8 protein-coding genes are annotated in these 11884 nt (G+C 46.4%); all 8 read left to right on the top strand.

Translation table 11 applies throughout. The annotated features are described in order from the left end of the window. Nucleotides 1-168: 168 nt before the first annotated feature. The 8 genes from F4V51_RS15690 (at nt 169) to F4V51_RS15655 (ending at nt 11866) form a co-directional block, all read left to right on the top strand. Nucleotides 169-3519, top strand: a complete 3351-nt coding sequence (locus tag F4V51_RS15690) for a tetratricopeptide repeat protein (protein WP_153978726.1) — start codon at nt 169-171, stop codon at nt 3517-3519. A gap of 232 nt (nt 3520-3751) precedes the next feature. Next, entirely contained in the window at nt 3752-5125 is a 1374-nt protein-coding gene (locus F4V51_RS15685; RefSeq protein WP_153978725.1) for an extracellular solute-binding protein, read from the top strand. A gap of 176 nt (nt 5126-5301) precedes the next feature. Beyond that, nucleotides 5302-6318 carry an NAD-dependent epimerase/dehydratase family protein gene (locus F4V51_RS15680; protein WP_153978724.1) on the top strand — a complete coding sequence of 339 codons (1017 nt, stop codon included), beginning with the start codon at nt 5302-5304 and terminating at the stop codon, nt 6316-6318. Continuing rightward, entirely contained in the window at nt 6319-7416 is a 1098-nt protein-coding gene (locus F4V51_RS15675) for a dihydrodipicolinate synthase family protein (RefSeq protein WP_153978723.1), read from the top strand. Continuing rightward, entirely contained in the window at nt 7413-8285 is an 873-nt protein-coding gene (locus F4V51_RS15670; RefSeq protein ID WP_153978722.1) for a Gfo/Idh/MocA family oxidoreductase, read from the top strand. Before F4V51_RS15675 ends, F4V51_RS15670 begins: the two co-directional genes overlap by 4 nt. Nucleotides 8286-8355: 70 nt before the next feature. Next, nucleotides 8356-9945: an extracellular solute-binding protein gene (locus F4V51_RS15665; protein ID WP_153978721.1), complete on the top strand. Its 1590-nt coding sequence runs from the start codon at nt 8356-8358 to the stop codon at nt 9943-9945. A gap of 86 nt (nt 9946-10031) precedes the next feature. Beyond that, nucleotides 10032-11009: an ABC transporter permease gene (locus F4V51_RS15660; protein ID WP_153978720.1), complete on the top strand. Its 978-nt coding sequence runs from the start codon at nt 10032-10034 to the stop codon at nt 11007-11009. Then, nucleotides 11003-11866 carry a carbohydrate ABC transporter permease gene (locus F4V51_RS15655; RefSeq protein ID WP_095286825.1) on the top strand — a complete coding sequence of 288 codons (864 nt, stop codon included), beginning with the start codon at nt 11003-11005 and terminating at the stop codon, nt 11864-11866. The genes F4V51_RS15660 and F4V51_RS15655 overlap by 7 nt, the downstream gene beginning before the upstream one ends. The last annotated feature ends 18 nt before the right edge of the window (nt 11867-11884 follow it).

Raw genomic sequence — 11884 nt, 5'->3', positions numbered from 1 at the left:
GTTATTTAACTTATTAGAGACCGCTCTATTGAATAGAGCGGTTATTTCATTACCCACATTTGTGCAATCAAGTTTAAGAAGATAATCCATCAACTACCGACTTTCGTTAATTGTATGAAAGGGGGTGCGGCATTACATTGAACGTATAACACAAAGGAGGATCTCGATATGAGTACAACAGATTCATCAGCCGTTTCTAATCAGGTGCGGGTATGGGAGGTACAGGTTGAAATTCCCACTTACGAAACAGGAAAACCTGACAAAAACCCCATGTTTCTGGAGAAACGCGTGTACCAGGGGAGTTCCGGACGAGTCTACCCGCATCCAGTCATCGATAAAATCCTGGATGAGAAAAAATCCAAATCCTATTGCATGGCCATTCTTGAAAACGAATACGTCCGCGTCGAAATTATGCCTGAAATTGGTGGGCGGATCTACCGCGCATTAGATAAAACAAACAATTATGATTTCGTGTATTACAATCGTGTTATCAAACCGGCTCTCGTTGGGCTTGCTGGTCCATGGATTTCAGGAGGTATCGAATTTAACTGGCCGCAGCATCATCGACCGAATACGTTTGGACCTGTACAGCACACGGCAACGGAGAATGAAGACGGCAGCGCAACCGTATGGGTTAGTGAGATTGATCGCATGTACGGCACAAAAGTAACGACGGGTTTCACATTGCATCCAGGTAAGGCCTATATCGAAATTAAGGCGCAAATGTATAACCGGACCTCCGAGCCGCAAACCTTTTTGTGGTGGGCCAACCCGGCCGTAGCTGTTAATGATCATACACAGACCGTATTTCCACCTGATGTTACAGCAGTCTTTGATCACGGAAAAAGGGATGTATCCAAATTCCCGATTGCTACAGGGACTTATTACAAAATGGATTATTCCGAAGGCGTCGATATCTCCAGGTATAAAAATATCCCGGTCCCGACTTCTTATATGGCATATAAATCCGACTACGACTTTGTAGGCGGTTACGACCATGGCGTACAAGCAGGATTGCTGCATGTAGCCAACCACCATATCTCCCCAGGCAAGAAGCAGTGGACGTGGGGCAACGGGGAGTTCGGCCAAGCCTGGGACCGAAGTCTGACGGATGAAGACGGACCTTACATCGAATTAATGACAGGCGTATTCACTGATAACCAACCCGATTTTACCTGGCTTCAGCCGTATGAAGAAAAGTCGTTTACCCAATATTTCATGCCGTACAAAAACATTGGCGTTGTCAAAAACGCTTCTATCGATGCAGCGGTGAATTTAGAGGTAGATGAAAAACTCCGCGTTGCGACAGTAATGGCCTATGCGACATCTATATTTGAAGGTGCGACAATTGAACTGAAGGGACGTAAGCGTACGTATGTCAATGATACGGTTACACTTTCGCCCGAGTCGACTTACAAAACGATCATTACGTTGGACGATGAAGATCAGCAGCATGACCTTATTGTCAAAGTGCGAGATGCCAAGCAAAAGCAGCTCATCAGCTATAAGCCGGCGAAACCATCCATCGAACAGATTCCGGATGCCGCCAAACCGCTTCCTCGTCCAGAAGAACTCAAGAGTACAGAACAGTTGTATCTTGCCGGACTTCATTTGGAGCAGTACAGGCACGCTACGTTTGAACCGGAAAGCTATTACGAAGAAGGATTAAGAAGAGATGGTTCTGATATTCGTCTCAACATTGCTTATGGAACACTTCTGCTTCGAAGAGGTTATTTGGAGAAAGCGGAGTCGCATTTCCGAAAGGCCATTGAGTCATTGACCTGGCGAAATCCCAATCCGTACGACAGTGAAGCTTATTATCAACTTGGCTTGACGCTCCAGCTCCAGGAACGAAATGAAGAGGCTTTCCAAGCCTTTTATAAAGCAGTGTGGTCTGCAGCATATCAGGATAGCGGTTATTACGCATTAAGCCAGATTGCTTCCCTGCGGGGTGCGTTTATCGAAGCACTGGATCTGGTAGAACGTGCATTGATTCGCAATACAAGAAACTACAAATCAAGGCTCGTAAAAACGGCGCTCTTTCGCAGGTTGGGTCGTTATGAGGAAGCTATTGTGTTTGCAGACGAAACGCTGACGATGGACATTGCGGATTTTGGTGCACGATATGAGAAATTCATGAATCTTGAAGCCATCGGGAAAACCGAAGAGGCTCATCTGGTGAAATCGGAACTACGCCGGTTGTTGAGAGATGACGCGCATAATTACTTGAACCTGGCTTGGGATTATGCAGGAAGTGGTTTCTATGAGGAAGCATCAGGTTTATTAGAAGAAATATGCTCCAAACAGAGCGGAATGACGTATCCAATGGCTCATTATACACTTGCTTATGTCTACGACAAGATGGGACTCACGGATAAAGCAGAACATGAACGTCACCTTGGAGGGGCGGCTGCCCCGGATTACTGTTTCCCGAACAGCCTGTTTGATCTAAGTGTATTGCTTCATACAGTCCATAAAAATCCATCGGATAGTAAGGCCCATTATTATTTAGGTAACCTGTATTATGATAAAAAACGAGCGGAAGAGGCCATACAGCACTGGGAGATTTCCACGGGCCTTGAACACCAATTCGCCACGGCTCACCGCAATCTTGCGCTGGCCTATTATAACAAACGTCATGACGCAGAAGCTTCATTGCAATCGCTTCATCAGGCATTTGCATGTGACAAGGATGATGCCCGAGTTTTCTACGAGCTCGATCAGCTGCTTAAGAAAATGGGCGTTTCAGCACAAGAACGATTAACGAAGCTTCAGGAACACATTCACTTGGTCGAACAACGCGACGATCTTTATCTCGAACATATTACACTGCTGAACACGCTAGGCAAACATCATGAAGCACTGTCTTTATTATTAAGTCGCCGCTTTCATCCTTGGGAAGGCGGGGAGGGAAAAGCAACAGGACAATATACACTAGCTCTCGTTGAGCTTGCCAAGCAGGAGAATGCAGGTCAATCCTATCAAGAAGCCATTTACCTGCTTCAACGGGCGCTTCAATATCCGGAGAATCTGGGTGAGGGCAAACTTGAAGGCGCGCAAGAGAACAGTATTCACTATGAGCTGGGCATGGCTTATCAGGGACTCGGACAGCTAGAAGAGGCTGTGTATCATTGGAAACTCGCATCAGAAGGGTTGGAGGAACCAGCGAGTGCGATGTATTACAATGATCAGCCACCAGAGATGATATTCTATCAAGGCCTAGCGTGGGATCAATTGAACAATTCGAAAGAAGCAAAGCGCCGATTTAACAAGCTGATTGACTACGCAGAACGACATCTGTTTGATGATGTGAAAATCGACTACTTTGCTGTCTCCTTACCTGATTTTCTGGTATTTGAGGATGATTTGAATAAGCGGAATCAAACCCACTGCTTGTTTATGCTTGGCCTTGGATTACTGGGTCTTGGGAACAAAGAAGAGGCCAAAAAACGATTTAATGAAGCGTTACAGCTGGAGCCTAGCCACCAGGGAGCGCGAATTCACTTGGAATTATGTTAAGCATATAGGGATAAAACTTATGGTCAGCAGAGTTAACCTTAATGAAATCCGGGACAATCCGTTCCGGATTTTACTTGTTTCCAAGAAACTTGGAGTGATTGGGTTGTGAATTCATTTACTTACTGTGTGTAAATCTGGTTCATATCTGGTATAATAAAAAATAATAATCAGGAAATACAATGAAAATATAGGTAAAATATAAAAAAGATGAAGAGGATAGGTGGAACGGCCCATGGCGAAAATTGATCGTCATACTTTTCAGACCAGAACCAGACATATGTCTGCCGACCTGAAGCAAAAAATTAACTCCGGCTCCTACAGCCCGGGAGAATTTTTGCCTTCTGAGTTGGCACTAACAGAACAGTACAATTTAAGTAAAAACTCCGTAAGATACGTACTGGATGAGCTTGTACAGGAGGGATTGATCGTTAAAATCCCCAGGGTCGGCACGCAGGTGGCAAAGCCTGCTTCAAGGGAAACCATTCGTTTTGGTGTATATCCCTCACTTTATAAAGAAGCAGGGATGGAGGAGCTTATTAAGCGGTTCCACGAGAAACACCCACATATTCATGTGGAGACCATTGAGCTTCCTTATATGAATTCAGACAGTATCGCTAATCTTGTCAAACTAGGGATTGTCGATGCGTTAACCATCAACTTGCAGGATATGTACCAATTCCAAGAAAAAAAGTACCTTGATTTGTTGGTCGACCAGGATCGAGACGAGACAATTTACCCTTTTCTTACAACATATTTTGAGAAGGAATCGGGTGTTTTGGCAGCACAGCCTTTCATCTATTCACCTGTTATTTTGTGTTACAACAAGGAGCATCTGAGAGAGAAGAGACTGGGTGAACCGAATAGCAGCTGGAGCTGGGATGAACTGGCGGCGCTGCTCAGAGAACTTAAGGCGCCACATCGCTACAGTATCGCTTTTCAGTTATTTTCCATGAATCGGTGGCCAATTTTTTGGATGCAAAATGAGGACGATCTATCTTCGACGGATTCCAGTCCAGCTCAGAACGAAACTGGTTTTCCTACAGAAGGTTTGAGATGGCTGAGGGATCTTGTGACGGAGGAAGGCATATTTCCGCTTGCCTTGGCACAAGGTGAATTTGAAGCCGAGAAGCTGTTTAAGGAGCAGAAGGTATCCGTTATGCTAACCACATATTACATGCTGAATGAGCTTAAAAATGCGGACTTTTCCTTTGATATCGCACAGTTACCACATTTTAAGAATGATAGGACACTTCTTCTGTCAACGGCCATTGCTCTCAGTGCAGAATCGAGCCAAAAGGACACGGCAGCCTGCTTTGTGAATTATCTCCATTCAGATGAGGCACAGACCTATATTAGGCAGCAGACCTACAGTCTACCTGCAAGCAGATATATAACGGAAACATGTTCAGTTGAGCTTAAAAACAAACCGTCTAGGTTGGAGCTTCACCGTGACTATAGTTCAAAATACATGACGTATCGGGATCTGTCGATTTCCATGCAAACTCAGATTCGTTTCGGAGAAAGCCTGAAGCAGTATATGTCTTATCTAATGGATGAAGAGGGACTCGCTGAAGTGCTGCTTCCGTCTGAAAGTCTCAAGTTATAAAAAAACGAATAGAAGCTTTAAAAAGGCACTGCCATCAGGTAGTGCTTTTTTTATTTTATATGAACTACAAAAGAACCAGTTGACAGAAAACGTGCCGTATGCTAATTTCTTATTGAAAATATGAACCACATAAGATCCAACTATGAAAGTTAACAGGGAGAGGTGACCGTATTCGGATGAAAACCGTGGCTGAATTGGAAGCAAAGCTTTCGGAGGCATCAGATCGGCTAATCAATGACTTACATAAAGTGGACGGGGATCTTCTTATCTTGGGCGCAGGCGGGAAGATGGGCCCAAGTCTTGCGAGATTGGCCGCACAAGCCATCAGAGCGGGAGGAATGAACAAGAAGGTGACTGCTGTATCCCGGTTTCAGGATCAGGAGGTGAAGAACGATCTTGAAAGCGCTGGAGTGAAGACGATTTCCTGCAATCTTTTGGACGATCACGAGTTCATGCAGCTGCCTGCAGCGGACAACATCATATATATGGCTGGCAACAAGTTTGGTACAACGGGCAGAGAGTATTATACGTGGGCAATGAATACGTATTTGCCGGGAAGAGTGGCAGAAAAGTATAAAGATTCGCGTATCGTCGTTTTTTCTTCCGGGAACGTGTATCCCTTTTCCTCGGTCGCTCTCGGCGGAGTAGATGAATCAGTACCCCCAGAACCTCTCGGTGAATATGCACAATCTACTCTGGGGAGAGAGCGAATGTTTGAATACTTCTCACATACGTATGGCACGCCGATGCTGCTGTACCGCTTGAACTATGCCATTGATTTACGTTATGGGGTGCTGCTCGAAATTGCTCAAAAGGTCCATGAAGGCAAGTCAATATCACTTACGATGGGGCATGCCAATGTGATATGGCAGGGAGATGCCAATGAGATTGCCTTAAGGAGCCTGCTTAAGTGCCAAAGTCCTCCCGAAATTTTGAATGTGACCGGACCTGAGACCATGTCCGTACGCTGGGCAGCGCAGCAGTTTGCCAAAAGATTTGGCGTTACTGCATCGTTTGAGGGAAGTGAATCCGAAACGGCTCTACTCAGCAATGCAGCTAAGGCGTTTCGCGAATTCGGTTATCCGAGAGTAGGCTTGCTGGAAATGATTGATTTCATTGCCGAATGGGTTGAATCCGGCGGACCTACGTGGAACAAACCAACCCACTTTTCGGAGAGGAAGGGAAGGTTCTGAATGGACAAAAAACAAGGTTCACTTACACCGGAACTGGCAGCTGCATTCCATGAAGGGTTGGTCATCCCCGCTCATCCGCTTGCCTTAAATGAACGCAGAGAGCTGGATGAAGTCTATCAGCGGGTGCTGACCAAGTACTACATCGCATCAGGAGCTGGCGGAATTGCAGTTGGTGTGCATTCCACCCAATTTGAGATTCGGGATCCCGAAGTTAACCTCTATGAACGGGTGCTCCGCTTGGCTGCAGAGGAAACGGAGCAAGCTCGCCTGCAGCGGCCCTTCATCAAGGTGGCAGGCGTTTGCGGGGATAGTGAACAGGCGGCGGAAGAAGCCCGGATTAGTAAAGCCCTCGGATATGATGCGGTGCTGCTGAGTATGGGTGGACTTCATGATTGGAGTGAGCAGGACCTACTTCGGCATACGGAAAAGATAGCCGAAATGATGCCGGTCATCGGATTTTATCTTCAGCCTTCTGTTGGTGGCCGCTGGCTGAGCTTCGATTTTTGGCAGGCTTTTGCTGAAATTGATAATGTCATCGCCATCAAAATAGCTCCTTTTAACCGATATCAAACGATTGATGTTGTCCGAGCGGTTTGCTGCTCAAGCCGCCGCAATGAAATTGCATTGTACACAGGGAACGATGACAACATTCTGATGGATCTACTTACAACTTTTCGGTTCGAAACGGAAGAAGGCACCATGGAAAAAGAAATCGTTGGCGGTCTGCTGGGTCACTTCGCTGTCTGGACACATCAAGCGGTCCAGCTGCTGGAAGAAGTGAAACGTCTCCGCAAGCCCAAGGGATCACCGTTGTCACGGGACTTGCTCACGCGAAACGTGGAGATTACAGATGCCAATGCCGCTTTTTTTGATCCTGCCCATCAGTTTGCTGGCTGTATACCGGGGATACACGAGGTTCTTCGAAGGCAGGGTCTCATGAGAGGAATTTGGTGCTTGAATCCGCAGGAGACCTTATCCGACGGGCAAAAAGAGGAAATCGATCGGGTATACCGCCAGTATCCTCACCTGAATGATGATGATTTTGTGAAGCAGCGTCTGGATGAGTGGCTTAGGGTTGCTGCGCTTTCCCAGTCATGAATATCGGAATCATCGGCCTTGACAGTTCTCATGCCCTGGCATTCACCCGTATTCTTCACGAAAGTCAGGAGACTCTTTTTGCAGATGTGACTGTGACGGCTGCATATGCGGGCGGATCTCCGGATTTTCCACTCAGCTTCACCCGTGTTAACACTTTTGCCGGCCGGATGACGGAAGAATACGGAGTGAGACTGATGCCCACGATGCAGCAGGTAGCAGAAAACACCGATGCCATCCTTATCTTGAGTGCCGACGGAAGGATACATCTGAATCAGTTCACGGCGATCTGTTCTTACCGGAAACCCGTATTTATCGATAAACCTTTTGCTTTGTCTTCAGCAGACGCAGGTGAAATCATCAGACTCGCAGAAGAGTTTCAAATCCCTTTAATGAGTGCTTCAAGCTTGCGTTATGCCGAAGCCCTGCCTGAATGCACAAGAGGAGACATCTTGGGGGCGGACGTATACGGCCCAATGCACATCGAATTTACGCAGAGACATTATTTTTGGTACGGCATCCATTCGGCAGAACTACTCTTTCAAGTCATGGGCCCTGGATGCAGGGAAGTGACCGCATTCTCTACCGATCATGGCGAGCTCATTACTGGAACCTGGAAGGAGGGGAGGATGGGGATGATCCGGGGAATTCGAAATGGTCCAGAGAACTTTGGAATAACGCTGCATAACAGAAACGCTAACCAGCATATCTCGCTTGAACCGAGCTACAAAGAGCTCCTGAAGTCGGTCATGAATTGGCTTAAAAACGGCGTGTGCACCGTGCATCCTTCCGAAACGCTGGAAGTTATCCGGTTTTTGGAGTGCGCAGAGCAAAGTCGTCTACAAAAATGCACCATCCTCATGGAAATGTGATCAAATCTTATACGTGCTTGACTCCTTGCTCTAGTGAATCAGATCCACCTATCTGAAGGAGGAATGTTTGATGAAGCTGAAAAAGAGGATTTCCATACTACTTGCGATCACACTGTTGACCTCAATCCTTGCCGCATGCAGCAGCGGTACAGACAAAGGCGGTTCGACCGCCCTACCGCCCCAGGAACCCGGACAGTACGGTGATACAGGGGGGCTTACTTTGCCTCTTGTTGATGAGCCGACGACCATCACGTACATGCTGCCAAGCAATGCAAAAGACCTGGGTCCGAGCAAACTGGTTGTTCAGGAGCTTGAAAAACGGACCGGTATTAAAGTGAACTTCCAAACGTACTCCCCACAAACCTACCAGGATAAATTAAAAGTCATTGTGGCATCCGGTAAGCTGCCGGACATTTTTACAGGGCTAAAACCGGCCGAACTCAAGAAAATCGGCAAACAAAACGGCGTCGTTGCCATCAATGAATACGCAGATCAGCTCCCTAACTTCAAAAAGCTATATATGGAAGAAAACGACTGGGTCATCAAATCTTTCGGCGATGAAGCCGGCAATATATATACCTGGCCTATCTATAATCTCAATCGCAAAGTCAATCACGGATTCATGTTCAGGAAGGATATTTTCGATGAGCTTGGTATCAAGGAATGGACGAATACAAACGAGTTTTATGAAGCTCTGAAAAAAGTAAAAGAAGCTTATCCCGATTCTTACCCCTATGCCTCCAAGAGCTTGGCTAATATCTTCAGAGATTGGGCCTTCGGCTGGGGACTCGGCAATACGGATCAGTACCCTGCCTATTATGATGAAAAAGACGGTACATGGAAGTACGCTGCAGTACAGCAGGAGCATAAGGACATGCTCGATTTCATGAAGAAGCTGTACAACGAAAAACTGCTTGATCCCGAATTTTTGACGGATACGCAGGATTCCTGGACGACCAAGATGACCACAGACAAATCGTTTGTCACGTTTGACTGGATTGGACGCCTGGATCTCTTTTACAACCAGATCAAAGAGCAAAATCCAGACTATGACCTCAGGTATGCCAATCCCGTGGGACCGACCGGCAATATTAGAACCCTGCCCGAGGTTTCAGATTTCAGCGTTGCTGTTGCCAAGAACAAAAATACAGAAGCTTCACTTAAACTGCTCGATTATCTGACCAGCCCATCCGGGAGCGAGTTAATGACGATCGGAGTGGAAAAGGTGAACTTCGAATGGGGGGAGGACGGATATCCGGTGTACCCGGAACTAAAGGATCTTCCCCTTGTGGATATAACCGTGCTCGAGGATCGTTATGCCATGTGGCTTGAAGGCGCTTATCTAAGACCGGACCATCGAAGCATCTATTATCGTTTCTCGGAGAAAGAACAGGAGGCGCAGGATAAAATCGTGAAAGAGGAGCGTTTCGAGCCCCTTGATCCGATACTTAATTTTACGGACGACGAAACCTCCAAGATTGCCGAGCTGCAGACATCACTGCAAAAATCAGCTGAAGAATTCAACTCCAAATATATTCTTGACGCCGGCTACGGAGATGCCGAGTGGGAGAATTTCAGAGGTCAGATCAGCAAAGGCGGTGTGGAGGAACTGATGGCAATCTATAATGAAGCTCAAAAAAGATATGACGAATCCAAATAAATGAGCTTAAGACATGATTGAACTGGAGGAGGCGATGCTTGGAACGTTTCCTCCTTAGGGAAAAAGGTATTGGAGGCGATAATCTTATGGCAGACATCGGCACGGAACATTCGGCAGCTTACCATAAAGAACTGCGAAAGAAGAGCTTCAGAGGTCGGCTTAAACAGACGTGGAATCATATTAAGCGCGACAGGCAGCTGCTTCTGCTGTTTCTTCCTTGCATGCTATTTTATGTCATCTTTCGTTACGGGCCCCTATATGGATTGATTATTGCCTTCAAAGACTACAGTGTGTTTACAGGAGTGCTTGGCAGTGAATGGGTGGGACTGGAGCATTTCATCAAGTTCTTTACGAACCAGGATTTTTGGCTGCTTTTCCGGAACACGCTGCTCTTGGGCTTATATACGCTTATTTTCGGCTTTCCCTTTCCCATCATGCTCGCTCTTCTGCTGAACGAAGTCAGAACCAAATGGTTTAAAAAATCTGTTCAAACCTTCAGTTATCTGCCTGCCTTTTTGTCCGTGGTCATTATCAGCAGCATGATTATCGATTTTCTCTCCCCAAACCATGGTATTTTGAATCAAATGCTGGCTGCTCTTGGTTTTGAGAAAAAATACTTTCTCGTAGATCCGGGCTGGTTCCGTCCGATCTATGTCATTTCGGAAATATGGGCGAACGCAGGATACGAATCCATCATTTATCTGGCAGCCATTGCGGGAATCAGTCCTACGCTTTATGAAGCGGCCAAGGTGGACGGTGCCAGTCGTTTCCATACGATCCGCCATATTACGCTTCCTGGGTTGTTTCCCACGATGCTTATCATGTTCATCTTGAAAACAGGCTCCATGATTCGCGTCGGTTATGAGAAAGTGCTGCTGCTCTATAATCCGATGACCTATGACGTTGCAGACGTATTTTCAACGTATGTATACCGCAAAGGACTGCTTGAATCCAATTACAGTTATGCAGCCGCAGTAGGATTATTTGAAGCGCTCGTTGCAATGGTGATGCTGCTGTCCGCCAATGCGATCAGCAAACGGCTGGGAGGTAATGGCTTATGGTAGGTGAGCGCAAAATATCGGTTTTTGGTGTCATGAATTCGCTGATCCTCTGTCTTGTTGCTGTAGCGACACTCTATCCCATCGTGTACATTACGGCCGTTTCTTTAAGTGATACTGCAGCGGTCGTTCAAGGTAGGGTGTTTCTTTTTCCGAAAGGGCTGAACCTTGAGGCTTATGTCGAGGTGCTTAAAAATGACACGATTCCAAGAGCCTACCTGAATTCTATTTTTTATACGGCATTCGGTACGTTTGTGAATTTACTCTTTACGGCTGTAGCTGCATATCCTTTGTCGCAAAAAGGATTTTTCGGACGCAAGTTTTTTATGATGGCCATCGTCCTCACCATGTTTTTGAATCCCGGCATTATTCCCACGTATGTGGTCGTGCAGCAGCTGGGGTTAACGGATTCGGTATGGGCACTCGTACTTCCCAATGCCATCTGGACAATGGAACTGATCATTCTTAAAAGCTTTTACGAAAACATGTCTTCCCAGATCCGCGAAGCGGCCCTGATCGACGGAGCTTCCGAATACCGGATTCTGTTTAACATTGTCATTCCCTTATCCAAGCCTGCGCTTGCTTCCATCGGACTTTTTTATTTCATGGGCCACTGGAACAGCTTTTTCCTACCGCTGATTTACTTGAACGATCCGGATAAATATCCTTTGCAGGTCGTGCTGCGGGATATGTTAATCTACAGCGCAGAAAACGACGCGGGACTTGTGGATCGTTCAGCCCTTGCCCCACAGTCGATTAAAAATGCAACCATCGTACTTTCGATGATTCCCGTTTTGCTCATCTATCCGTTTGCTCAGAAGTATTTCGCCAAAGGGGTGATGCTCGGTTCGGAAAAAGGCTAAATCGACTGAAGGAGGAGC

Origin of the sequence: Paenibacillus xylanilyticus, from assembly GCF_009664365.1 — a bacterium.
Classification (GTDB): domain Bacteria; phylum Bacillota; class Bacilli; order Paenibacillales; family Paenibacillaceae; genus Paenibacillus; species Paenibacillus xylanilyticus_A.
The sequence above is the reverse complement of the archived record's forward strand: the minus strand, read 5'-3'. Positions and strand labels throughout refer to the sequence as shown.